Annotated in this window: 19 protein-coding genes, 1 pseudogene and 1 riboswitch; of the genes and pseudogenes, 12 read left to right on the top strand and 8 right to left on the bottom strand. The window is 65.6% G+C overall.

Annotation, left to right across the window (positions count from 1 at the left end; genetic code table 11):
• Positions 1–272, bottom strand: a pseudogene (locus tag VML93_RS31530) (IS607 family transposase); the annotation flags it as partial.
• A 195-nt stretch (positions 273–467) separates the two neighbouring features.
• Between VML93_RS31530 and VML93_RS31525 the strand changes: the two are divergent.
• Entirely contained in the window at positions 468–1406 is a 939-nt protein-coding gene (locus VML93_RS31525) for an NADP-dependent oxidoreductase (protein WP_325616663.1), read from the top strand.
• Between the two features lie 66 nt (positions 1407–1472).
• Here VML93_RS31525 and VML93_RS31520 read toward each other — a convergent pair whose 3' ends face one another.
• Entirely contained in the window at positions 1473–3194 is a 1722-nt protein-coding gene (locus tag VML93_RS31520) for an NRAMP family divalent metal transporter (protein WP_325616662.1), read from the bottom strand.
• Between the two features lie 13 nt (positions 3195–3207).
• A complete protein-coding gene (locus VML93_RS31515) occupies positions 3208–3378 on the bottom strand; it encodes a hypothetical protein (RefSeq protein ID WP_325616660.1) in 171 nt (56 codons plus the stop codon).
• Positions 3379–3656: 278 nt separating this feature from the next.
• Positions 3657–3885, bottom strand: a riboswitch (M-box (ykoK) riboswitch).
• A gap of 104 nt (positions 3886–3989) precedes the next feature.
• Between VML93_RS31515 and VML93_RS31510 the strand changes: the two genes are divergently transcribed.
• Positions 3990–4649, top strand: a complete 660-nt coding sequence (locus VML93_RS31510) for an O-methyltransferase (protein WP_325616658.1) — start codon at positions 3990–3992, stop codon at positions 4647–4649.
• 3 nt (positions 4650–4652) lie between these two features.
• Here the strand turns inward: VML93_RS31510 and VML93_RS31505 are convergent, their stop codons facing one another.
• Complete coding sequence (locus VML93_RS31505) at positions 4653–6656, bottom strand: acyltransferase family protein (RefSeq protein WP_325616666.1); 2004 nt, start codon at positions 6654–6656, stop codon at positions 4653–4655.
• A 318-nt stretch (positions 6657–6974) separates the two neighbouring features.
• Between VML93_RS31505 and VML93_RS31500 the strand changes: the two genes are divergently transcribed.
• On the top strand, positions 6975–8336 hold the full coding sequence (locus VML93_RS31500; RefSeq protein WP_325616656.1) for a cytochrome P450: 1362 nt from the start codon (positions 6975–6977) through the stop codon (positions 8334–8336).
• 10 nt (positions 8337–8346) lie between these two features.
• On the opposite strand, the gene VML93_RS31495 is transcribed toward VML93_RS31500, so the two are convergent.
• From VML93_RS31495 to VML93_RS31480, 4 genes are read right to left on the bottom strand one after another with little or no spacing between them, the layout of a single operon-like run.
• Positions 8347–9129: an SDR family oxidoreductase gene (locus VML93_RS31495; RefSeq protein WP_325616654.1), complete on the bottom strand. Its 783-nt coding sequence runs from the start codon at positions 9127–9129 to the stop codon at positions 8347–8349.
• On the bottom strand, positions 9122–10720 hold the full coding sequence (locus VML93_RS31490) for an AMP-binding protein (protein ID WP_325616652.1): 1599 nt from the start codon (positions 10718–10720) through the stop codon (positions 9122–9124). Before VML93_RS31490 ends, VML93_RS31495 begins: the two co-directional genes overlap by 8 nt.
• Position 10721: 1 nt before the next feature.
• Positions 10722–11471: a GntR family transcriptional regulator gene (locus tag VML93_RS31485; RefSeq protein ID WP_325616650.1), complete on the bottom strand. Its 750-nt coding sequence runs from the start codon at positions 11469–11471 to the stop codon at positions 10722–10724.
• On the bottom strand, positions 11471–13087 hold the full coding sequence (locus VML93_RS31480; RefSeq protein ID WP_325616646.1) for an SMP-30/gluconolactonase/LRE family protein: 1617 nt from the start codon (positions 13085–13087) through the stop codon (positions 11471–11473). Before VML93_RS31480 ends, VML93_RS31485 begins: the two co-directional genes overlap by 1 nt.
• A 230-nt stretch (positions 13088–13317) precedes the next feature.
• Between VML93_RS31480 and VML93_RS31475 the strand changes: the two genes are divergently transcribed.
• The 9 genes from VML93_RS31475 to VML93_RS31435 are packed head-to-tail and all read left to right on the top strand — an operon-like array spanning position 13318 to position 24940.
• Positions 13318–14163 (top strand): SDR family oxidoreductase, encoded by an 846-nt coding sequence (locus tag VML93_RS31475; RefSeq protein WP_325616644.1) that lies wholly within the window; start codon positions 13318–13320, stop codon positions 14161–14163.
• Positions 14163–15545: an aromatic ring-hydroxylating dioxygenase subunit alpha gene (locus VML93_RS31470; protein WP_325616642.1), complete on the top strand. Its 1383-nt coding sequence runs from the start codon at positions 14163–14165 to the stop codon at positions 15543–15545. Before VML93_RS31475 ends, VML93_RS31470 begins: the two co-directional genes overlap by 1 nt.
• Positions 15546–15550: 5 nt before the next feature.
• Positions 15551–17401 carry an NAD(P)/FAD-dependent oxidoreductase gene (locus VML93_RS31465; RefSeq protein ID WP_325616640.1) on the top strand — a complete coding sequence of 617 codons (1851 nt, stop codon included), beginning with the start codon at positions 15551–15553 and terminating at the stop codon, positions 17399–17401.
• On the top strand, positions 17402–18346 hold the full coding sequence (locus tag VML93_RS31460; protein WP_325616638.1) for an SDR family NAD(P)-dependent oxidoreductase: 945 nt from the start codon (positions 17402–17404) through the stop codon (positions 18344–18346).
• Between the two features lie 10 nt (positions 18347–18356).
• The gene (locus VML93_RS31455; protein ID WP_325616665.1) at positions 18357–19550 is read left to right on the top strand and encodes a CoA transferase; all 1194 of its coding nucleotides are present in this window, start codon (positions 18357–18359) and stop codon (positions 19548–19550) included.
• Positions 19551–19553: 3 nt separating this feature from the next.
• The gene (locus VML93_RS31450) at positions 19554–21269 is read left to right on the top strand and encodes a thiamine pyrophosphate-binding protein (protein ID WP_325616636.1); all 1716 of its coding nucleotides are present in this window, start codon (positions 19554–19556) and stop codon (positions 21267–21269) included.
• A gap of 15 nt (positions 21270–21284) precedes the next feature.
• The gene (locus VML93_RS31445) at positions 21285–22712 is read left to right on the top strand and encodes an aldehyde dehydrogenase family protein (RefSeq protein ID WP_325616633.1); all 1428 of its coding nucleotides are present in this window, start codon (positions 21285–21287) and stop codon (positions 22710–22712) included.
• Between the two features lie 31 nt (positions 22713–22743).
• Entirely contained in the window at positions 22744–23736 is a 993-nt protein-coding gene (locus VML93_RS31440; protein ID WP_325616632.1) for an MDR family oxidoreductase, read from the top strand.
• 10 nt (positions 23737–23746) lie between these two features.
• Positions 23747–24940, top strand: a complete 1194-nt coding sequence (locus VML93_RS31435) for an FAS1-like dehydratase domain-containing protein (RefSeq protein ID WP_325616630.1) — start codon at positions 23747–23749, stop codon at positions 24938–24940.
• Positions 24941–24978 lie beyond the last annotated feature (38 nt).

Here is a 24978-nt window from a genome sequence, read left to right as displayed (position 1 = left end):
TCAGTGACCACCTTGTCGACCCGGATCTGCTGGTCCGTTGCCCACGCGGTCACCCGCGCCGCCTGCCGATCCAGATCAGCTTTCTGATCCGCCGACCAGACCCGCGCATACACGGCCGTGCGCGCTGGCGGCCCAGCCTCGCCGATCGGCTCGTCCACCGGAATCAACTGCCCCACTCGCCGGACGGGTACCGCCAACAGCCCGGCACGGAACCATCGATACCCAGTCACCCGAGCCACACCGTTGCGCTCAGCCCACACCGCGAGATTCACACCTTTGTTCCTAGAGCACACCACCGACAACTACCGACCACTCAACCCGCAACAGCTGCCAACCCCGTACACCAGTTTGCCGCGGCGCCTGACGCTACTGCGAATTGTAGGCGGGAACAAGGGCAACGCCCGCGGCGTTGGCCACGGGCATAACGTCAACGATCGCGGGGGTTCCCGAACGGATAGGAGCTAAGGATGACGCCCACAACGGCGCGCGCGGTACGGTTCGACCGTTACGGGGATCGGGATGTGTTGTACGTAGCGGATATAGAGGTGCCGTCGCCGGAGGCGGGCGAAGTAGTGGTAGAAGTCCGCGCCGCCGGGATCAATCCCGGCGAGGCCGGCATCCGGACGGGGGCCCTGCATGAGATGTTCCCCGCTACGTTCCCGTCCGGCGAGGGCAGCGACCTGGCCGGCGTCGTGACCGCCGTGGGGTCCGGGGTCACCGAGTTCTCCGTCGGCGACGAGGTCCTGGGTTTCAGCTTCCGACGGTCCAGCCACGCCACCCACACCGCCGTCCCGGTGGACCAGCTGATCCGCAAGCCGCCCCAATTGAGTTGGGAGGCAGCGGGTTCGCTGTACGTGGTCGGTGCGACGGCGTACGCGGCGGTCCACGCGGTCGACCCGCAGCCGGGCGAGACGATTGCCGTCTCGGCGGCCGCGGGCGGAGTCGGCAGCCTGGTCGTGCAACTGCTGGCCCTGCGCCAGGCGGTGATATTGGGCATCGCGGGGCCGGGCAACGCCGACTGGCTGCGCGCACACGGTGCCACACCGATCACCTATGGTGACGGGCTGGCGGCGCGACTGCGCGAGGCGGCGCCGAACGGAATCGACGCGTTCATCGACCTATTCGGGCCGGACTACGTCCAACTCGCCGTGGATCTCGGTGTGGCACCCGAGCGGATCGACACGATCATCTCGTTTCAGAAGGCCGGCGAAGTCGGCGCCAAAACCGAAGGCAGTGCCGAGGCGTCCACACCGGAAGTGCTCACCGAAATCGCCGACCTGGTCGTCAGCGGCGCCGTCGACTTCGACATCGCCGCCACCTATCCGCTCGACCGGGTCGCCGATGCGTACGAGGAACTCGAGCGGCGGCACACCCACGGCAAGATCGTTCTGCTGCCCAACGGGTAAGCCGCACGGCGAGCAGACGTAAAAGCACCCGCACGCGCGTGTCGGGTGCTTTTGCGTCTGCTCGGCCTACCCCAAACCGACCTGCACGATCTTCACGATGACCAACACCACAGCCACCACAAGGTAGCCCCGCAGGGCGAACAGCCCCGCCCGGCGCGCCGGTGACATCACCGGGCGGGTCAGCGTCGCGAGGCTGGGGGTCGCCCAATTCGCCCGGTCCTGCCGGCGAATGGCACGCCGTTCGGCACGCATCAGCCGTCGCCCGTCGTCGAGTTCGTCGATCTCCTCGGGATCCAGACCGCCGCCCAGCGTCTGCACAATAGTTTCGGCCTCGCGGCGGTCGTTATACCGCCGGCCCAGGATGCTCACGGCCACGGCACCGACGATGCCGACCACCGCACCGACCGCGAGCCCACCCTCGATGGTCTTGGTGGACAGGCCCGCAAACAACGTCGTCGCCGTCAACGCCAGCGACACCAGCACCAACGACCACACGATGGTCCACGCGACGACGTTCTGCCGCACCGTATTTGACCACGGACCCAGAACCGCCCGGTCGTTGCAGAGCAGGACCAGGAACACAGTCGCCGAGGGCAGCAGAATACCGGCGAGCGCCTGCACACCCTGGGTCACCAGGCCCAGGATGTGATCCGGGCTGAACGCGACCGCCGCCGAGACCACAAGCAGCAAGGCGTAGCCGCCGTAGAACATCGGCGCCTCGCTGATCTTCCAATGCAGTGAATGCCGTCTGCCCATCGCATCGCCGACGGCGTAACTGGTGGCCAGCCCGATCGCGTTGGCTCCGATCAGCGACGCATCCAGCAGGATGATCGCGAACAGCACTCCCACCGTGCCGCCGAGGTGCGCGGACAGCGCGGAAGCGACCGCGCCCGCGTCGGTGAAGTTGCCGATGTCTTCGGTGCCGGCCAGCCCGAACGCGGTCACCGCCATCAACGCGGTGGCCCCGCCGATGACCACGACGATTCCGATGATCAAATCGGCTCGTGCGTAAGCAATCCAGCGCGTCGTGATGCGCTTGTCCACCACGTTCGACTGCTGGAAGAACAACTGCCACGGCGCCACCGTGGTGCCCACCAGCGCGACGATCAACAGCAGCACAGTGGAATCGAGGCCACCCGGAAACGTCGGAACCAGTCCGCCGGCAGCCACTTTCAGGGTCGGGTGCACCAGCAACACCATCGGGACGATCACCACGTTCACCGCGATCAGCAGGAACATCAGCCCTTCCCAGCGGCGAAATGAGCCCCCGGCCACCACAGCGAACAGCAACACGGCAGCGGCCGGGATAGCAATGATCTTGGGGCAGCCCAAGAACCCGAGCGCCAGTGCTACGCCGATGAATTCGGTGACGATCGTCAGTGCGTTGAGGATCAGCAGGTCGCTGATGCTGAACGCACCCCAGAACTTGCCGAAGCGCTCGAATATCAACCGTGCGTGCCCAACCCGGGTGACCGCGCCCAACCGCACCACCATTTCCTGGTTCACATAGAGCACGGGAATCATCAGCGTCAGCGTCCACAACAGGGTCATCCCGTAGTTCTGTCCGGCTTGCGCGTACGTCGCAACGCCACCGGCGTCGTTGTCACCGACCATCACGATCAGGCCAGGACCGGTGATGACCATCAGCGTCCGCAGGCGACGCCACCGGCCGCTGATTGCGCCGGTGTCGTCTCGTCGGATGCGCCCGAACGCGCCGACGATGTCGCCTGCGTGCGCCGATGTCAGCACGGACCCATCGGAGGTCACCTGGGCGGAGAGCGAAGTCATCGAATTCTCGCTGTCAGTGCTTCAGTACCGCGATGGGCATCCGCGACACGTAGCGGTCGGCCCGCTCCTGCGGGGTCGGTACGTGCAGTGCACGCAGCCTGTCCAGCAACCGGTCTACCCGCAGCATGGTCCGTCCGGACACCTTGGTAACACCGGAAACACGGTGTGCAACAACAAAAGCCATGATCTTTCTCCTGTCTGGAGGCCGATCGGCTCGTGGCATTTAGCGCGTCATGCGCAGCGACACAACGTAATACGCCCTTCGAGAAAACTCAGGCGCCGAAAAGAATGCCGGAACCGGATCGGAACAAGATGGATTTGGGATAGGGACTATCGCCGGGACTGATGTCGCTCATCTCGCCCTCACCTCCTCACGGCCGGGACACACGCGGGTGTCACTACATATCAGCTGCACGGACACCTGTACGGAAGAGGCAAAGCGCTCGACGGAAATCCGCCGAACCTACACCCCTCTCGTCGGAGCTTCGGCACTGCACGGCGTATCCGGAACATCGTCGATGGTCGCGACCCGCTTCGCCCGGCTTCGCCGCGCTTGCGATCGCTTCCCGTCCGGAAGCCACTTGGGCTCAACCCTTGGGTCCGGGAAGAGCTGTCCTGACCCGGGGCGTCTCTCGACGTTCGGGGTCAGTGGCCTGTGTCCGTGCAGACGCCTCACCTACCGAGGTGCATGCAAGAATCCATGGTCGCACCGGGACATACTGCTCGTCAAACGATTTGTGGTGTGCGACACACCCAGGCCGGTGCAGGCCACCTGCCACGCCTACGCTCGGAAGCATGGCCAATTCACTGCAGGACCCCAGGATCGCGACGGAACTCGACCGGATGTACACCGAGGCAAAGAACCAGATGTCGCTGTTGCGCGAGAAGGGCGGTCAGCTCAATCGGCCGATGACCACACAGGAACGCACCGAGGCGATGAGTGAGTTCTACATCCCGGTGACCCCCGAGGCCGGCCGACTGCTCTACGCGCTGGTGCGCGCCACCCGCCCGGCGACGGTGGTCGAGTTCGGGATGTCCTTCGGTATCTCGGCCATTCATCTGGCGGCGGCGTTGCGCGACAACGGCAGTGGCCGGGTGGTGACCACCGAGCTCAGCGAGACCAAGATCGCCGCCGCGAAAAAGACATTCGCCCAGACCGGGGTGGACGACGTGATCACCGTTCTCGAAGGAGACGCGTTGTCCACGCTGGCGGACCTGGACGGCCCGGTCGATTTCGTCCTGCTGGACGGTTGGAAAGATCTGTATCTGCCGGTGATCAAGCTGCTCGAGCCGCACTTGTCAGCCGGTGTGCTGGTGGTCGCCGACAACGCCAGCGCGCCCGACATGGCGCCGTATCTGGACTACGTACGGGACCCCGGCAACGGCTACGTCAGCTTCAACTTCCTGGTCCGGGAAGCCGACAGCATGGAAGTCAGCTGCCGCACCAGCGATTAACCGCTACCGCAGGGACTCTTCGAGCCACGGTGTCAGCCATTTCACGCCTTCCGGGGTGAGGTGGACGCCGTCGCTGCGTACCTTGATGCTGTCGACCTTGACGGTGTAAACGCCGTCCGGACATAGCTTTTTGTTCAGATCGAGGATCTGGACATTCGGGTGATGGCTAACCGTGTTGCGCAGCATGGTGTTCCACTGGTTTACCCGGTCCGGCTGGTCCTCGGGATACAGGCGGCCGTCCGGCTTTTCACCACCCCGGCTGTAGGGCACGGTGGCGACCATCACCCGAACACCGGTGGAGCCCGCGATGTTCAGCGCCCGCTCCAGCTCGGCTTTGAGGTACCCGTCGAAGGTCGGATCGCCGATATGGGTCCACTTTCCCTCGTTGACCCGGTCCACGGTTTCCCAGCGGCCGATGATCAGCAGCGCGACGTCGGGTTGGTCCTGGTTGATCTGCGTCGACCATCTACCGGGCCAGGTGTCGCATTCCGCTTTCTGCTCCAGGGTTTGGCCGATATACCGGTAGGGCGTGCCGCGTACCAGGCTGCAGCCGATGACGGTGTGGTCGAGGAACGCGAATCCGGGCGTCGGCGGGAGATAGTGCATCCAGGTCCACCCGATCGAGTCGCCGAACACCGAAACGGTGAAGGGCCGGTTGGGATCTCGGGGCCGGGGTGCGGGCTGGGCGCCGGGCGGGGACGGCGAGACCGCCGCGACGGCCGAAACTCCGGGCGGCAAGCCGACCTCGCGGAGCCCGGGGCCCGTTCCGACCGGAACGACCATGATGGTCGCCGCGGCAGCCGATGCCACGGTGGCCGCCGCGAGCGGCAACAACGGCACCCGTTCCGGTCGCCACCGCCGGATGGGTTGCTCGATCAACCACCAGGACGCGATGGACACCGCCACCGTCACCGCACAGCGGGCGGCGAACAACGCGACCCCGGACCATCCGGTGCGTTCGCCGTTGAGCGCCAAGAAGATCGGCCAGTGCCACAGATAGACGCCGTAGGAAATGGTGCCCAGCCCCACCAACGGGCGCCACGCCAGGACACGGGCCACGATGCCGCGCTGTTCCAATGCCACCGGGGCGATCACCAGGACGGCCGCCAGCGCCACCCCGATCAGCAGGCCGTGGCGGAACTCGCCGGCACTGCCCGTCGCGTAGTGAACCCCCGCGGCCAGACCCGCCAGCCCGAGGACCGGCAGGATGCGGGCAACCCGCCGCGCCCAACGGGTCCGGATCAGACACCAGCCCTGGTTCAGCGACGACCAATCCCGCACCAGCAGAGCCGCTGCGGCAGAGCCGGTCAGCAACGCCTGCGCGCGGGTATCGGTCCCGAAATAGATCCGGTCACGTGTCGCGTCGGAGACCAGGACGATGGCAACCGCGGCCGATGCCAGCGCCCCCAGTGTGGCGATCAGGAAGATGGCGAACCGAACCCCGCCCACGGTGGCCCGCTGGAAGTAGCGTCTGGCTCGCGTTGCCAACAACAGCGTCACGGCGATCAGCAGGACGGGCCAGACAAAGTAGTACTGCTCCTCCACCCCGAGGGACCAGGTGTGCTGCAGCGGAGAGGGTGGGGCGCCCTGGGTGAAGTAGTCCGTCTTCTGCGCCACGAACCGCCAGTTCGCCATCCACAAGAACGCGGCGATCGCGTCGCTTCGCAATCCGGTAAGGGATTGTGAGGGAAGAAGTTCGCGGGCCGCGCCCACGACGAGGACCATCAGCACCAGCGCCGGTAGCAGCCGTCGCGCCCGGCGAATCCAGAACCCGGTCAACTCGATACGACCACTGCGGCCGAGCTCGTCGAGCAGCAGCGAAGTTATCAGGAATCCGCTGAGGACGAAGAAGATGTCGACGCCGATGAACCCGCCGCTGACGCCGGGAATGCCGCCGTGCCCGACGAGGACCAGTGCGACCGCTATCGCACGAAGACCATCCAGCGCGGGAATACCGTTGCGGCGCTCGAGTCGATCCCAGACGGCCAGTCGGCCCACCCGGCGCACACGCTGCACCGGGGCAACCCATCTGCGCCGCCGAGCAGAAGGTGCCGGTGCGGGGTTAGTCCCGCCCGGCTCAGTGCTCGCTGTTTGCGCGCCCTGACCACTTTGTCGTCCGGCGCCGTAGTTGCTGCCGATACGTCGCTGCCCCTCCTCTTGATCCCAGCCAGCTTAGGTGCGCCGCAGGCGGATACCGGCGACGACACGCGAGGGCAGGCGTCAGTTTCAGTCGGTGAACGTCGACGGGAGAAATGAAGTAGTCGACTACTCATCTCGCGCGGCCAAAGCCGTGCGACGCTCCTCGCGTCGAGAGGGGTGATCGGAATGGTCGGGACGGTCGAGGTGGCGGCATTGCCGCTGGCACCGAAGAATCCGCTGCCGTATCTGCAACAGGTGAAGGCGGTACGGGCATACCACGCCGGTTTCGAAACGCTGCGTGATACCGGCGGGCCGGTGACGCGATGCAGCCTGGCCCCCACCTGGATGATGCCGAATGTGGTCGTCGTGACGTCCCCGAAGGGTGCCCGCGACGTCATAGGCCGTCCGGACGCGTTCGTGGACAAGACACTTCCAATATTCGAGGAATTGCGCCGTGTCATGGGAAGCAATTTGTTCGACCTTGCGCATGACGCCTGGCTGCCTCGCCGACGAGCGCTGCAGCCGGTGTTCACCAAACGGCATGTCGCGGCCTTCGCGGGCCACATGGCCGACGCCGCCGAACTCGTTCCCCGCGCCTGGCGAAACGGCGCCGAAATCGATCTCGACACCGAATGCCGCAGGCTGACCCTGCGGGTGTTGGGTCGCGCGGTGCTGGGCTTAGACCTCGATGAGCGGGCCGACGCATTGGCGGCGCCGCTGGTCACCGTCACGAAATATGTGATGGACCGCGGCCTTCGGCCGGTGCGCGCCCCGCACTGGCTGCCGACCCCGGGACGCCACCGTGCCCGGGCGGCCAGCGGCGCTTTGCATGAGCTTGCCGGCGAGATTGTCCGGGCCTGCCGAGACGATCCGACTCGGGACGCACCGCTAGTCCACGCTCTGATCGCCGCGACCGACCCGGCGACCGGACAACCATTAACCGACACCCAGATTTGCGATGAGCTGATCATCTTCCTGCTGGCCGGCCACGATACGAGGGCGACCGCCCTGACTTACGCCTTGTGGACGCTGGGCCGCCATCCGGAGCTGCAGGACAAGGTCGCCGCCGAAGTCGCCGCATTGGGCGACCGCGCCCTGACACCGGAGGACGTTTCACGGCTCGAGTACACGGTCCGGGTGTTGCACGAGGGGCTGCGCCTGTGTCCGCCTGCCGCGGCGGTGGCCCGCACGGCGATGCAGGACATCGAGGTCGACGGCCGTCGGGTCGAAGCCGGCACGATGGTGTTGGTCGGGATCTACGCGCTGCATCACGATCCCGCCGTATGGGACAGGCCGTTGGTCTTCGACCCCGACAGGTTCAGCCCGGAGAACTCGCAGGGCCGGGATCGTTGGCAGTACCTGCCGTTCGGCGGTGGCCCGCGATCCTGCATCGGCGATCACTTCGCGCTGCTCGAAGCAACCCTCGGGCTGGCAACCATCGTCAGGCGTGCCGAAGTTCAATCGCTCGACGACGACTTTCCGATCGCCGTGCCGTTCACCACGATCGCCGCCGCGCCCATCCGGGCCCGCGTCCACTCGCGCACCTGATCGCGCGGGTTCACCGCGCGACCCACTCGGAGGACAACGCGAACTCCGACAAATACTTCGTCGAACTCCAGCCGCCGTCGACGACGATCGTCTGCCCGTTGATGAAACTCGCACCCGGCGAGCACAAGAACGCGACGGTGCTGGCGATGTCATCGACGGTGCCCAGCCGCTGATGCGGCGTCATCTCGGTGTTGATCTTGCGGAACCGCTCGTCGGTCAAGCGCTTCTCGACCATCGGCGTCACCGTCACGCCGGGCGCGACGGCGTTACAACGAATGCCGGAGGCGCCGTACTGGCAGGCGATGTGGGTGGTCAGCGCGGTCAGCCCGCCTTTGGCCGCGGAGTAGGCCCCGCCGCGAAGCCCGCCGACGACGGCGAAAGTCGACGTGATGTTGACGATCGCCGATCCGGGCCCCATGTGTGGCAGCACGTCGCGGGCCAGCCGGAACGGGGCCCGCAGCATCAAACCCAGGACGTAGTCCAGTGTTTCGTCGTCGGTTTCGTGTAGCGGTTTGGGGCTGCCGACTCCGGCGTTGTTGATCAGGAAGTCGATGTGACCCCACCGCTCGACGGCGAGGTCGACGATGCGTCGGGGGGCGTCGTCACGGGTCAGGTCGACGGCCAACGTCGCGACCCGCGCCGGATCGCCGACGGACTTTTCCAGCTCGGCCAGTCGGTCCTCGTCGCGGCCCGTGCCGAGGATGACCATGCCCATTTCGGCGAGTTTTTTCGCGCAGCCCAAACCGATGCCGCTGGTTGCGCCCGTGACGATTGCGACCTGCATCTCACCCATCCCGTGTTAGAACCGCTCGGATCTGATGTTTGAGGACCTTGCCCGCGTCGTTCTTGGGCAGCGCGTCCCAGACGACGACCTGTTCTGGGGCCTTGAATTTCGCGACGCCCTTGCTGTGCAGCAGCGCGAGCAGGCTGGCGACATCCGGCCTCGGCTCGCCGGCCGGCACGATCACCGCACACGCCCGTTCGCCGGTTCGGTCGTCGGGCAGTCCGACGATCGCGATTTCGGCGATGCCGGGGTGGTCGGCGAGCAGGTCCTCGACCTCCTTGGCCGAGATGTTCTCGCCGTTGCGGATGATGACGTCCTTGGCCCGGCCGGTCACCACGAGGTACTGGCCATCAACCCAGCGCCCGAGGTCTCCGGTGCGGAAAAACCCTGCGGCATCGAACGAGTCGGCGTCGTCTTCGGGATGCCGGTAGCCCAGCAGCATCTGCGGCCCGCGCACACAGATCTCACCGTCACCTTCCGGCGCGGCGTGGTGGGCGACGAGTTCGATCTCGGCGATGCCGGCCCGCCCATCGGTGTCTGCGGCTTGGCCGGCTTCGTCCTTCCGGGGTGCGCCGACGGTCGCGACGGGCACTTCCGTGCAGCCGTAGACGCGGGTTACTACCGCGCGGTCGAAATATTCGGCGGCGCGGCGGATCAGCGGTGGCGACACCGAGGCGCCACCGCAGATGAAGACCTTCAAGTCGGGCAGGTGGCTGCCGGCGCGTTCGGCGGCGGACAACAGCTGCTGCAGAAACGGTGTCGCCCCGGCCATGTGCGTGCAACGTTCGCCGTCCATCAGTGCCACGGCCAGCGACGGATCCCACCGGTCCATCAGGACCGCGGTGGTGCCCAGGAGCAGCGGGCATTCGAACGCGTATATCGAGCCGCCGATGTGGGCGACGGGCGACGGAACCAGAAATGTGTCGCCCGGCTCGACGTTCCACTGGTCGCCGATCTGAGCGATCAGCGCATGTATCGAATTGTGGCTGTGCAGTACGCCTTTCGGTCGTCCTGTGGTGCCTGACGTGTACAGGACCAACCGCACCGCATCAGGATCGAGGGCCGGTAGCCGCGAGTCATCCGGCTGACGCTCCAGCAAAACCGGATACGGTGTGTGCGAACCGGATTCGCCGCGCAGCACCACCACTTCGGGGGCTGAGTTCATCGCGGCGGTCACGCGTTGCAGCATCGCCGCGTAGTCGTGTCCGCCGAAGCTGTTCGGGACGAAGATCATCGCGGTCTCGACGTCTTCGAGGATGAAGCGTAAGTCGTGGTCGCGCAGCGACGGCAGGATCGGGTTCACCACCATGCCGGCCAGCGTCGCCGCCAGATAGATGACGGCGGCCTCGTGCCAGTTCGGCAACATGAACGACACGGTGCTGCCGGTAGCCATCCGGTCCAGCAGGGCGTTAGCCAGCCCGGTGGCCTGAGTGTAGAGCGTGGCACAGTCCAGCCGAGTGTCCTTGTCCACCAGGATCGTCCGTTGTGGCGCATTTTCCGCGGCCAGGCGCAGCGCGTCAGCCAACGTGGTCTGCACCCACAGCCCGCGCCGGTACGCCTGCGCCGCGCGTACCGTGTCCTGGCGGGCTGGCGCGATCACCTCAGCCGGCCTGACCGTTCACGCGGCGCATGGTCATCGCGTAGCGGAAATTCGACGACAGGTGGGTGTTGATCGTCAATTGAGCCATCTCGCCGTCAGAGGTCTTATAGCTGCGCCGCATCTGCAGCGCCGCCGTCCCCGCCTCGACACCGAGGCCGTCGGCAAGGTCGGGGGACAGCAACACCGCCGCGATTTCCTGGTGCAACTCGGAGATGCTCACACCGAACAGGTCCTCGATCAACGGAAAAATCGGTCCGGTGTGACGTTGCAGCAGCCTGCCGACGGCGGCGAAAGTGCGGCTGATGTAATACTCCGTTCGGCACAGGGGAACCGACGCGCCGTCGGCTTGCCGATAGCCGCGCACCAACAGCCACTGGCTGCCGACCTCAAGTCCGGTCCGGGCGGCAAGGTCGTCGTCGATGGTCACCATCTCGTTGGACTCGATGTTCAGTTGCGCGCCGGCGGCGAACTCCAGCAGGTCGTCGATCGACATCGCGTCCTGCGCATACGAACTGGACGCCGGCCGCGGAACCACCCGGGTGCCCGCTCGGGGGCGCGACGCGATGAGGTTGTCTTCGCGCAGTCGGCGTAGCGCCTCGCGCACCGTGTAGCGACTGACTTCGAATCGTTCGCACAATTGGTGCTCGGTGGGTAGCTGCGAGCCCACCGGATAAACCCCGTCGACGATCTCTTTGCGCAATGTGCGCGCGATCTGCAGGTAGCGGTGCTCGCTGGAGATTGCTTGGGACATCAGCTGTTTCCCAGGCGGTGATCCCGGCGCACGGCCAGTACGCTGCCGTCACCGTCGGCCGAGATGTAGAGCGTCCCGTCGGCCGCGGCGGCGACGCCGGCGAAGGGGCCCTGCGGCCCGGAAAACGGCGGCATTCCTATCAGTGGCTTGGCAACTACGCCCGGCGGCGGGCCGACCGGCAACCCCGAAGCGATGGTGTGCCGCAGGTTGGTATTCAGATCGAACGCGATCAACTCCTTGGCACCGGCATCGACGATGTAGAGCACCCCGTCGTGTATCGAAATGCCTTGCGGGCGTTCCAGATAAGCCACGACGGTGTCGATCCCCGACCCGTTCACCTTGACCACCCGTCCGGCACCGGCCTCGGCTACCAGGCACGCCCCGGTCGCGTCGATCGCAACACCGACGGGGTCCCGCAAGCCGGTCGCCAACACCTCAGCACCGCCAGACCGCAACGACAGCAGCCGTCCGGTGCCCAACTCGGCGAAGACGAGCCCATAGGGCCCAATCGCGACGCCGTAGAGCTGGTCGAAACCGTCTGCCAGCACCTCGCATTCGCTCGCGCCAGGCCGGTAGCGGCTGACCTGGCCACCCGACGTCGTCACCACGAACTCGCCGGGTCCACTGGCCACGACGCCGCGCAGGAATCCCGGATAGCCGGGACTGAACAACATTCCGACTGTATGCAACGATCCGTCCGGCAGGGCGACATAGAAGTACGTGCCGTCGGCGATGTAGAGCCGCCCGTCGTGACCCACGGTCAGATCCAGCGGCCAGTTCAGCCCGCCGGGCAGTACCGTTCGCGTGGTGCCGTCCGGCGATATCTCGGTGATCTCGCCGGTGAAGTTGGATACCAGCACCCGGTCACCGACGAAGGTGCAGTTGTCCAGCCCCGGACTCAGCTGGGCCAGCACCCGCTGTTCGCCGCTGCGCGGATCGATGCGCAACACCTGCCCGCTGGCCACCTGGGTCGAGACGATGTAGCCCTGCGGGTCGAACTTCACCGAGTCGGGCACACCGAGATCACTTGCGACGCACTGTGGTTCGCCGCCGTCGGGATCGACGCGCCAGATCTCGTTGGCGCCCATCACCGGGAAGTACAGCAGGCCGTCCGGACCCACTTCCATCGCATTCGGTGAGGGCACGCTTTCCAGCAGCACCCGCGGCGGCCCGCCGCCCAGGTCGAACTCCAGCAGGCGCCCACCCTCGCGGCATTCACCGATGAACAACCGGTCCCGATGAACGGTGATGCCGTTGGCGGACGGAACGTCGTCGCGCAGCACCCGGGTGCGCCCGGCGGTGTCGCGCATGCTGACCCGACCGTCCATGACCTCCGTTGCATAGAGGTTGCCGCCGGCGTCGAACGCGACATCGTCTGGGGCGACGATCTCGCCCCCCTTGGGGCTGAAGGTTTCCAGGTCGCCGGTGCGGGGATCAAGTGCGCTGATCTGACTGCCAGTCACCTGTGCGATGTAAACCCGACCGTCCGGGCCGGTGCGCAAACCGTTCGCGCCGAACAGCCGGCTGGCAGCGGTGACCCGCTCGACTCGCCAGCCTTCCGCGACGGCGACGGGTTGGGTCGGTCCATACCGCGACGGCTGCGCTGAGCTGGCCATGATCTCGCCGAGGTCCTTCCCATCTCGAACGGAAGCGCCTGTTTGGCCTGGACGCTATCAACTCGTCCTAGTCCAGACAATAGCCGCGACCGAGCCGTCGAGCCCACCTTGACAGCCTTGTCCACGCTTCGGAATAGTATTCTCCGATAGGCAGAACTACATATTTTGTCCAGACAAAATAGACATTTCTGGCGCGGCCGCAGCGGCGCCCGCCGCAGGGAAAGCAGGCTATGCAGGATCAGCTCAGGCTCGATGGTCGCATCGTGGTGGTTTCCGGTGCCGGCGGTGGCGGCATCGGCACGACCGTGACGGCGATGACCGCCCGGGCGGGCGCCACCGTGATCGCGGTGAGCCGCTCGAAGGAAAACCTCGACGAACACGTCGTTCCGCTGGCACGAGAGGGTCTGGCTGTCGTGCCCGTCGCGGCAGACGCGTCGACCGACGAGGGCATCGCCGCGGTCATCGAGCAAGCGTCGCGGGCCGACGGCACCCTGTACGGTCTGGTCAATGTCGCGGGCGGCGCCGAGCCGTCGACCTGGATGCCGTCGACCCGGGTGACGCGTCACGACTGGCGCAAGATCTTCGCCGACAACCTGGAGACGGCGTTTTTCATGAGTCAGGCGGTGGCGGCTGAGCTGGTCGCGCAGCAGCGACCCGGCTCAATTGTGTCGATCTCCTCGATCAGCGGCATGAACACTGCGCCGTTTCACATCGCCTACGGAACCGCCAAGGCCGCCATCACAACGATGACCCGCACCATGGCGCTCGAGTTGGCGCTGGCCGGAATCCGGGTGAATGCCGTGGCGCCCGGCGTCACCGAAACCGCGGCGTCGCGCACCTACGTCGACGAGGACCCGGATCGGGATCGGCAGGCGATCGCGATGGGCCGGCGCGGGCGGCCCGAGGAACAGGCCGGCGCAATCCTTTTCCTGCTCTCGGAGATGTCCAGCTACGTCACCGGCCAGACGCTGCTCGTCGACGGCGGGCTCGACCTCAAATGGAGCCATCTCGGCGCCGACAACACCTCGTTGTTTCTCAAAGACGAATCCTTCCGCGCGGCCATCAGGAGGATGTAATGACCGATCTGGCCAGGGAGAATCCCGCCGTGAATTCCTCAGCACCCGAGGAACTCTCGAAACCGATGACGATCGGTGTCGAGGCGTACATCAGCGAGAACTATGCCCGCGCTGAGCGCGACAAGCTATGGCGCAAAGTCTGGCAGCAGGTCGGTCGTGTCGAAGAGCTGCCCGAGATCGGCAGTTACCTGACCTACGACATTCTCGACGACTCGATCATCGTGGTACGCACCGGCAGCCACGAATTTCGCGCCCACCACAACGTGTGCATGCACCGCGGCCGCCGGCTGATCGACACCCCCGAGGGCGCGAAGAACGCCACCGGCCGCGCCCGAAAGTCGTTCGTCTGCGGCTTCCACGGCTGGACCTACGGCCTGGACGGGGCGTGCACGCACATCCGCGAACAGCAGGACTGGCGGGAAGCGCTGACTCCCGACAACACCCATCTCCGACCGGTCAAGGTCGACACCTGGGGCGGCTGGTTGTGGATCAACATGGACCCCGACTGCGAGCCGCTGGCCGATTACCTGTTTCCGGCGGCGAAGATCCTCGACCCCTTCGGACTGGAGAACATGCGCTGCAAATGGCGCAAATGGGTGTCCTTCGATTGCAATTGGAAGGTCGCGCTGGAGGCGTTCAACGAGACGTACCACGTCTACACAACCCATCCGGAGTTCAACAAGTTCGGCGAATTCAAGGGCTGGGCCAAGGCGCAGGGCAGACACAGCAATATCGGCTACGACGCTCCGGAGGACATGGAGACCACTAAGTCCAAGATCCGACTGGGCACGGGCGACCCGCGTATTTCGACCGCGGAGATGCAGGTGTACACCATGGAGGAGACCAACACCTCCACCACCGAGACGCTGGTGAACGCCGCCAAACGGTTGGTGGACGAACTGCCCGAGGGCACGCCTCCCGACAAGGTGCTCGAGCACTGGCTGTCCTCGGCGCGCCGCGACGACGAAGCCCGCGGCGTGATCTGGCCGACGATTCCGTCCGACATTCTCGGGCAGGCGGGTACGGCCTGGCAGCTCTTCCCGAACTTCCAGATCGGTCAGGGTCTGACCGTTGCGCTGTGCTACAGCGCGCGCCCGCATCCCAGCTACGACCCGAACAAGTGCATCTTCGAGGTGTCGGTGTTCGAGCTGTATCCGAAAGGCCAAGAGCCCCAAACGGAATGGGAGTACACGCCGGTCGGCGATCCTCGGTGGCGGTCGGTATTGCCCCAGGACTTCTCCAACATGGCCGCCGTGCAGCGGGGCATGAAATCCCTTGGCTTCCAAGGCACCAAGCCCAACCCGTACCGCGAACGCAGCACCGTCAACCTCCATTACCAACTGTCGAAGTACATGGGTACCGGCGAACCGCAGGAGCTTTGAGCTAGATGACACTGTTCGAGACGTGCGGCCCGACACAGACACCGGACGACATCGATATCGATGCGCTGCGCGCCAAGTATTTGCTCGAGCGCGATAAGCGACTGCGTCCGGAGGGCTCGAAGCAGTACCTGGAACTCAAAGAGGACTTTGCCGACTTCGCCGAAGTAGATCCCCACACGCCGGTGACGCCGCGCACGCCGATCAACGAGGACATCGACGTGGCGGTCCTCGGCGGCGGCATCACCGGACTGCTGGCGGGCGCGTACCTGAAGAAGGCCGGCGTCGAGGACGTGCACATCATCGAGATGGGCGGGGACTTCGGCGGGGTCTGGTACTGGAATCGTTTTCCGGGAATCCAGTGCGACAACGACGCGTACTGCTACATCCCGATGCTGGAAGAGCTCGACTACATGCCGTCGAAGAAATTTTCCGACGGTGCCGAGATCTACGAGCACTGCCGGCGCATCGCAAAGCATTTCGGGCTCTACGACGGCGCGATCCTACACACCCAGGTCCGCGCGGCGCGGTGGGACGAGTCGATCAAGCGCTGGCGGCTGAGCACCAATCGCGGTGACGACATCCGCGCCCGGTTCGTGGTGATGGCGCAGGGTTCGTTCAACCGGCCGAAGCTGCCCGGCATTCCCGGGCTTAAGGATTTCAAGGGGCACATGTTCCATTCCGCCCGTTGGGATTACGACTACACGGGCGGGGATGCCGACGGCGGACTGCACAAGCTGGGCGACAAGCGGGTGGCGCTGGTCGGCACCGGCGCGACCGGCGTGCAGCTGGTTCCGCACCTGGGCCGAGACGCCCAGCATCTCTACGTGTTTCAGCGGACGCCGTCGTCGGTGGACGTGCGGGGCAACGAGCCGACCGACCCGCAGTGGGCGGCGTCGTTGCAGCCGGGCTGGCAGGAGCAACGCAAGCGCAACTTCCACCGCTGGTCACCGTTGGGCGAAGGTGCGGTGTTCGACGAGCCCGACATGGTGTGCGATTTCTGGACGGAACTCGGGCGCAACCTGACCGCGCGGATCGCGGCTTCCGACGATCCCACGGCGCTGACCATCGAGCAGATCATGGCCATGCGCGAAGAAGAGGATTACAAGGTCATGGAGCGGTTGCGGCGGCGCGTCGCGGAGCTCGTCGACGACCCGGAGGCGGCCGAAGCGCTCAAGCCGTACTACCGGTTCTTGTGCAAGCGTCCCTGCAGCAATGACGAGTACCTGCCGACGTTCAACCGCCCCAACGTCACGCTGGTTGACGTGTCGGAATCCAAAGGCGTGGAACGGCTCACCGAGAAGGGGATCGTCGCCAACGGCGTGGAGTACGAGGTCGACTGCGTGATCTTCGCCAGCGGCTTCGAGATCACCACCGACATCAGCCGCCGCTACGCGGTCGAGGTGATCGAGGGCCGCGACGGCCTGTCGCTCTTCGATCACTGGCGCGACAGCTACAAGTCACTGCACGGCATAACCAGCCGAGGCTTCCCGAATCAGTTCTTCACCGGCTTCATTCAGGGCGGCGTGGCGGGGAACACCACCGCGATGCTCGAGCAGCAGGCCGAACACATCGCCTACATCGTTTCCGAAGCGATCGCGCGCGGCGCGACGACCGTGGAGCCGAGCCAGGAGGCTCAGGACGGCTGGATCAGGACGATCCGCGAAACCTCAATGGACATGTCCGAATTCGCGGTCTCCTGCACACCCGGGTATTACAACAACGAGGGCGGCGGTGGCGGTGAGGGTATCCGCTCGGCCCTCGGCGATTACTACATGCCCGGCTTCTACGCGTTCGACGGGTTGCTCAAGGAATGGCGCGCCAAGGGTGATCTCGATGGCCTGGTCCTTGGAAGCTGAATGCCTGACTTGAGATGCTTGAGATTTGAGGGCCGAGTTGCCGTCGTGACGGGCGGGGGCCGAGGACTCGGCCGCTCATACGCCCTGCTGCTCGCGTCGCGTGGGGCGAAGGTCGTCGTCAACGACCCCGGTGGCAGCCTCACCGGGGACGGCGCCGACGGTACACCGGCCGAGGACGTGGTGCGCGAAATCGTCTCGGCCGGTGGTCAAGCCGTCGCGAACACGGCCTCGGTGGCCACCGCAGCCGGCGGGAAGGCGATCATCGACGCGGCGCTCGATAGGTACGGCCGCGTCGACATCCTGATCCACAATGCCGGGATCGTGCGCCGTGCATCGCTGAAGGAGATGAGCTACGAGGATTTCGACGCGGTGCTCGACGTGCACTTGCGTGGTGCGTTCAACGTGGTGCGGCCCGCATTTCCGGTGATGTGCCAGGCCGGCTACGGACGCATCGTGTTGACCTCCTCGATCGGCGGCTGGTACGGAAACCGCGACGTGGCCAACTACGCCGCCGCCAAGGCCGGGGTGATCGGGCTGTCCAATGTCGCGGCCCTCGAAGGTGCCGCCGACGGCGTGACGTGCAACGTGATCGTTCCGGCCGCGGTGACCCGAATGGCCGCCGGGATCGACACCTCGGCCTACCCGCCGATGGGCCCGGATCTCGTCGCGCCCGTGGTGGGTTGGCTCGCCCACGAATCCTGTTCGGTGACCGGAGAGATGTTCATCGCGCTGGCGGGCCGGGTGGCGCGGGCCGTCATCGCCGAGGCCCCGGGCGTGTGCCGCCCGTCCTGGACACTCGAGGACGTCGCCGAGCAGCTGGATTCGATTCGAAATATCGCCGAGCCGTTGGTTTTTCCGGTCGTACCCGACGGTCACGACCAGCACATCCGCTACAGCTTCGAGGCGGCGCGGCGCTTCAGCGATCAAGGCGCAGTCCATGGCTAGGACGGGACCGCTGGCCGACGTGCGGGTAATCGACCTCACCGGAATGGTGATGGGCCCGTACTGCACGCAGATCATGGCCGACATGGGCGCTGACGTGATCAAAGTCGAACCACCACAAGGCGATACCACCCGCTATATCTCGGTCGGTCCGGCACCGGCCATGAGCGGCGTGTTCGTCAACGTCAACCGCGGCAAGCGCAGCATCGTGCTGGACCTGCGAACCGACGCCGGAACACGGGCGCTGCGGGCGCTTGTCGAGACCGCCGACGTATTCATCCACTCGATGCGCGCCAAAGCGATTGCCAAGCTTGGCTTTGCCTACGCGGACGTCGTCGCGATCAACCCGGCGATCGTCTACACCAATTGCTACGGGTACGGGCACCGTGGACCCGACCGCGACCGGCCCGCCTATGACGACACGATCCAGGCTGAGTGCGGCCTGCCCGCGGTACAACAGCAGCTGACCGGCGAGGCCGACTACATCGGCACCATCATCGCCGACAAGGTCGCCGGGCTGACCGCGCTGTACGCGACGACGATGGCGTTGTTTCACCGTGAGCGCACTGGGGAAGGGCAGGAGGTCGAGGTCGCCATGTTCGAAACCATGGCCGCGTTCATGCTCGTCGAACATGCCAACGGCGCCATGTTCGACCCTCCCCTGGGGCCGGCGGTGTATCCGCGCACCGTGGCGCCCAATCGTCGTCCGTACCGCACCAGTGACGGGCACATCGCCGCATTGATTTACAACGACAAGCACTGGAACGCCTTCATGGACGCAGTGCGGCCGCCGTGGGCCAGTGAGCTGTACTCGACGTTGGAACAGCGGGCACGCCAGATCGACACTGTCTACGGATTGGTGGCCGAGACGATGAAACAGCGTTCGACGCGGGAGTGGCTGGCGCTCTTTCGCGAACTCGAGATACCGGCCGCGCCAATCAATACGCCCGGAGCGTTGTTCGACGATCCGCATCTCAACGCCGTCGGCCTGTTCGAGACTGTGGACACCCAGCACGGACCCGTGCGCTTCCCGGGCGTACCCACTTGGTTCTCTCGGACACCGGGTCACGTGGCCGGGCCGGCGCCAGACCTCGGCGCAGACACCGCGGAGATCCTCGACGAAATCGGCTCGAGCGGACCCAACATCGACCGAAACACTTTGCCAAAGGGTGATTTTGCCGCCGCTCGCGATGGAAAGGAATTTTGACGCATGGCTGTGCCCGTTTACCAGCGCATCCTCGACCTGTTCGAGGCGGAGGGTGTGAACACGTTGTTCGGTATCCCGGACCCGAACTTCGTGCACATGTTCCTTGAAGCGGAATCGCGCGGCTGGGCGGTGATCTCGCCTCATCACGAAGAGAGCGCGGGGTTCATGGCCGAAGCCGTCTCACGGATGACCGGCAAGCCGGGCTTGTGCATCGGCACGCTGGGTCCCGGCGTGGCCAATATTGCCGGGGCGATGATGTGCGCCAAGGTGGAGAACTCACCGGTCATCTTCCTCGGCGGCCAGCGAGCTCGGATCACCGAACGGCGGGTCCGGCGCGGGCGTATCCAGTTCGTCCGCCAGGAAGCACTTTTCGCGCCGGCGGTGAAGTACAGCGCGTCGATCGAATATGCCGACCAGACCGACGAAATCGTTCGGGAGGCGCTTCGGCGTGCGATGTCGACCACGCCCGGCCCGGCTTACATCGAGTTTCCGTCACACGTGATTCTGGAAGAGTTGAATGTCCCAGATCCCCTTCCCCCCAGCGCGTATCGCCTTGCCAACCACGGGGCGGGCGCACGGGAGATCGCGGCAGCAGCCAGTCTGGTACGCGCGGCCGAGAACCCGATCCTGCTGGTCGGCCACGGCGTTCACACGTCGCGCACCGGAGCGGCGGTCAAAGAGCTGGCGGAGCTGATGGGCTGTCCGGTGATCCAGACATCCGGTGGCACCTCGTTCATCGCGGGCCTGGAAGATCGCACCTTCCCGTACGGCTTTTCGTCGGCGGCAGTCGAGGCCGTCGTGGCATCCGACCTGTGCATCGCGCTCGGCACCGAGCTCGGCGAACCGGTTCACTACGGCAAAACTCGGCACTGGGAGCAGAACAACGCCACCCGCAAATGGATCTACGTCGAGCAGGATCCCATGGCGATCGGGGTGAACCGGCCGGTCGATGTGGCGCTGGTGGGAGACCTGCGCGGCGTGGTGCCCCAGCTGGTAGAAGCGCTGCAGGACAGCCCACGGTCGCCGACGGCGGATCTTGCGCGCTGGATCAAACAGGACGCCGACCAGCTCGCAGAATTGGCGGAGACCGCGCCCAGCGGCCGGTCACCGATCCACCCCGCGCGCTTCGTGGTCGAGGCCACTCGCGCTTTTGCGGCGTTCGCCGCCCATGGCATCATGGTCCGCGACGGCGGCGCGACGGTGATCTTTCAATGGACCTACTCGCAGGCCAAGCCGCACGACGTCATCTGGAACCAGAACTTCGGCCACCTCGGCACGGGGTTGCCCTATGCCGTCGGTGCGTCGATCGCCGACGGAGGCAAACGGCCAGTCATGCTGCTGACCAGCGACTCCTCCTTCATGTTCCATATCGCCGAGCTGGAGACCGCCGCACGTCAAAAGCTGCCGCTGGTATGCGTCGTCGGCGTCGACCACCAATGGGGCCTCGAAGTCGGCGTCTACAAACGCACCTTCGAGCAGCCGTCACCGCAGCCCGGTGTGCACTGGAGCAAAGACGTGCGGTTCGACAAAATCGCCGAAGGCTTCGGCTGCCACGGCGAATACGTCGAAAAGGAAGAGGAGATCGGCGCGGCGATCAAGCGCGCTTATGCCAGCGGCAAGACCGCCGTCGTGCACGTCTGCATCGACCCGAAGGCCAACTCCGAGGAAATGCCCAACTACGGTGAATTCCGTACCTGGTACGCCGAAGGCACCCAGTAAGAGAGAGATGACATCATGCGCGAATACCTGAAATTCTACATCGACGGGCGCTGGGTCGACCCGGTACGGCCCAACACATTCGACGTCGAGAACCCGGCGACCGAGCAGGTCTCCGGGCAGATCTCGCTCGGCTCGGCCGCCGATGTCGATGCGGCAGTCAAGGCCGCCCGACGCGCTTTCACCAGCTGGTCGCAAAGCAGTCGCGAACAGCGCCTGGATCTGCTCGGGGCCATCCTCGCCGAATACCAGAAGCGTGCGGGCGATCTCGCCGATGCGGTTACCGAGGAAATGGGCGCGCCGCCCTCGCTGGCCGCCGGCCCGCAGGTCCAACTCGGGATCGGTCATCTGGCAACGGCTCTCGACGTGCTGAAGAAGTTCCCTTTCGAGGAACAGCACGGGGCAACGCTGATCGCCAAGGAGCCGATCGGCGTGTGCGGGCTGATCACGCCGTGGAACTGGCCGCTCAACCAGATCGCGGTCAAGGTGTACCCGGCGTTGGCAACCGGGTGCACGATGATCCTGAAACCGTCTGAGGTGGCGCCGTATTCGGCCTACATCTTCACCGAGATCCTCGAGGCCGCCGGCGTGCCCGCCGGTGTGTACAACCTGGTGAACGGCGATGGCCCCGGCGTCGGCGTCGCTCTGGCGAGCCATCCCGACATCGACATGGTGTCGTTCACCGGGTCGACCCGCGCCGGCGTCGAGGTGGCCACGAATGCCGCTCCGACGGTGAAGCGGGTGACCCAGGAACTCGGCGGCAAGAGCCCCAACATCGTGCTCGATGATGCAGGGTTCGCCGACAGCGTTCGTGCCGGCGTGGTCAACATGATGCCGAACTCCGGCCAGAGTTGTAACGCGCCGTCGCGCATGCTCATCCCGAATTCGCGGATGGCTGAGGCCATCACCATCGCGCGTGGGATCGCCGAGCAGGTGAAGGTGGGCAGCCCCGACGACTCGAGGGCGATCGGCCCGGTGGCGTCGAAGGCACAGTTCGAGAAGGTGCAGCGGCTGATCCAGCAGGGCATCGACGAGGGCGCGACCGTTGTTGCGGGCGGTCCTGGCCGGCCGGCGGGGCTGGACACGGGTTACTACGTCAAGCCGACCGTCTTCGCCGACGTCAGCAACGACATGACGATCGCCCGCGAGGAGATCTTCGGGCCGGTGCTGTGCATCCTCGGCTATGACGACATCGATCAGGCCGTCGAAATCGCCAACGACACCGATTATGGTCTGGCCGGCTATGTCTCGGGGGCCGACGTGGACAAGGCGCGCGAGGTCGCCCGAAAGATCCGGGCCGGCTGGGTGACGATCAATCATGCTTTCGACATGAACGCGGCGTTCGGCGGCTACAAGCACAGCGGCAACGGTCGAGAGTGGAGCGAGTTCGGGTTCCACGAGTATTTAGAGGTCAAGAGCACCTTGGGCTGCGCGCCCGCACAGTAGCTTCAGGCGATCGCGAAGGGATGGGACACAGATGTTTTCGGCAATTCTGATCGAGAAGGGCGACGCGGGCCAAACGGCTGGTGTGACGGAACTGGACGAGGCGCAGCTGCCTGACGGCCCGGACGACACCGTAACCATCGACGTCGAGTACTCCACGCTGAACTATAAGGATGGCCTGGCCATCACGGCCAAATCACCTGTCGTGCGCAAGTTCCCGATGGTTCCGGGTATCGACCTGGCCGGCGTCGTGACCGAGAGCAGCCACGCCGACTGGAGCAAAGGCGACCGTGTGGTGCTCAACGGTTGGGGCGTCGGCGAGACGCACTGGGGCGGCCTCGCTCAGCGTGCCCGCCTCAACGGCGACTGGCTGATACCGCTGCCAACCGCTTTCACGACGCGCCAGGCGATGGCGATCGGCACTGCGGGCTACACCGCCAGTCTGTGCGTGGGTGCCCTGCTGCAGCACGGAGTGTCTCCCGATCAGGGCGAGATCCTGGTGACCGGCGCGACCGGCGGTGTCGGCACCGTCGCAATCGCACTACTGACTGCGGCCGGGTTCAAAGTGGCTGCCGCGACGGGGAAGTCGTCCGAAGAGCAGTTCCTGCGGCAGCTCGGCGCCGTCACGGTCCTGGACCGCGCCGAGCTCGGCGAGGCCGGTAAGCCGTTGCAGAAGGAACGCTGGGCGGGCGTCGTCGACACCGTCGGCAGCCACACGCTGGCCAACGCCTGCGCGCAGACGCGGTATGGCGGCGCCGTTGCCGCCTGCGGCCTGGCCGGCGGCATGGACTTTCCGGCAACGGTTGCGCCGTTTATTCTGCGCGGCGTCTCCCTGGTTGGCATCGACAGCGTGATGGCGCCCAAGCAGCGGCGCATGACCGCTTGGAAACGCTTGTCGGACGACCTGGATGCCGGCGCGCTGGATTCGATCGCCCGGGAGATCGGGCTGGCGGAGGCGATCGCCGCGGCGGGAGAACTCATGGATTCCCAAGTGCGCGGCCGCATCGTTGTCGACGTGAATCGCTGACGGGGCGTCGATGACCGAGAAGACGACTGATTTGGACGCGCAGCTCGACTTGTCCGACGTCGATCACCGGGTGGGCAAGCCGGTCGGCGGCGGACAATTGTGGGATCCGTGTAGTTCCTCCGACATCCGGCGCTGGGTGATGGCGATGGATTACCCCAATCCGCTGCACTGGGACGAGCGGTTCGCCCGCGACTCGAAGTTCGGCGGCATCGTCGCACCGCAGTCCATCGCGGTGGCCCTGGACTACGGGCACGGCGCGGCGCCCGCATGCGTGGGTCATATTCCGAACAGCCACTTGATCTTCGGCGGTGAGGAGTGGTGGTTCTACGGCTGTCCGGTGCGGCCCGGCGACAAGCTGTTTCAGGAGCGTCGGTTCCACGACTACAAGGTGACCGAGACGAAATTCGCCGGCCCGACGATGTTTTCACGCGGTGACACCATCCACACCAACCAGCACGGCACCCTGGTGGCGCGGGAACGTTCCACCGCGATCCGCTACCTCTACGAGGAAGCGACCAAGCGTGGCATGTTCGAGAATCAGCTCGGCGAGATCAAACGGTGGACACAAACCGAGCTCGAGGCGGTCGAGCGCCTACGTCGGGAGTGGCTCGAGTCCAATCGGACGGGTCTGTCACCGCGCTTCGACGAGGTGAAGGTCGGGGACACACTGCCGCGCCGCGTGATCGGCCCGCACAGCATCGCCAGCTTCACCACCGAATATCGCGCGTTCCTGTTCAACATCTGGGGCACCTTCCACTGGGTCGCGCCGCCCGGCATCGAGGATCCGTGGGTCTATCAGGATCCGGGCTGGGGCAAAGACTTTGCCTTCGACGAAGAAGACGCGATGATCGACCCGCGTAAGCGCGACGGGCTTTACGTCGGCCCCTCGCGCGGGCATATCGACGCCGAACGAGCCGGCGAAGTCGGCATGGCGCGCGCCTACGGCTATGGCGCAACGATGGGCGCCTGGTGCACCGATTACCTCGCATACTGGGCCGGCCACGACGGCCTGGTGCGCCACTCCAAGGCCGACTTCCGCACGCCCGCCTTCGAGGGTGACGTGACCTATTTCGACGCCGAGATCGTCGACAGGCAAGCGGAGTCGACCTGGGGTGTGCCGCTCGTTCAGGTGAAGCTGCGCCTGACCAACCAGAACGGAGAAATGCTGGTGGGCTGCACAGCCGAGGTTGAACTGCCGTTGTAGCCATGGAGTTTCCCGTAGGCCTTTCGATCGTGTCCGGT

Source organism: Mycobacterium sp. (assembly GCF_035499775.1).
Classification (GTDB): Bacteria; Actinomycetota; Actinomycetes; order Mycobacteriales; family Mycobacteriaceae; genus Mycobacterium.
This window is presented reverse-complemented; position numbering and strand designations above follow the sequence as displayed.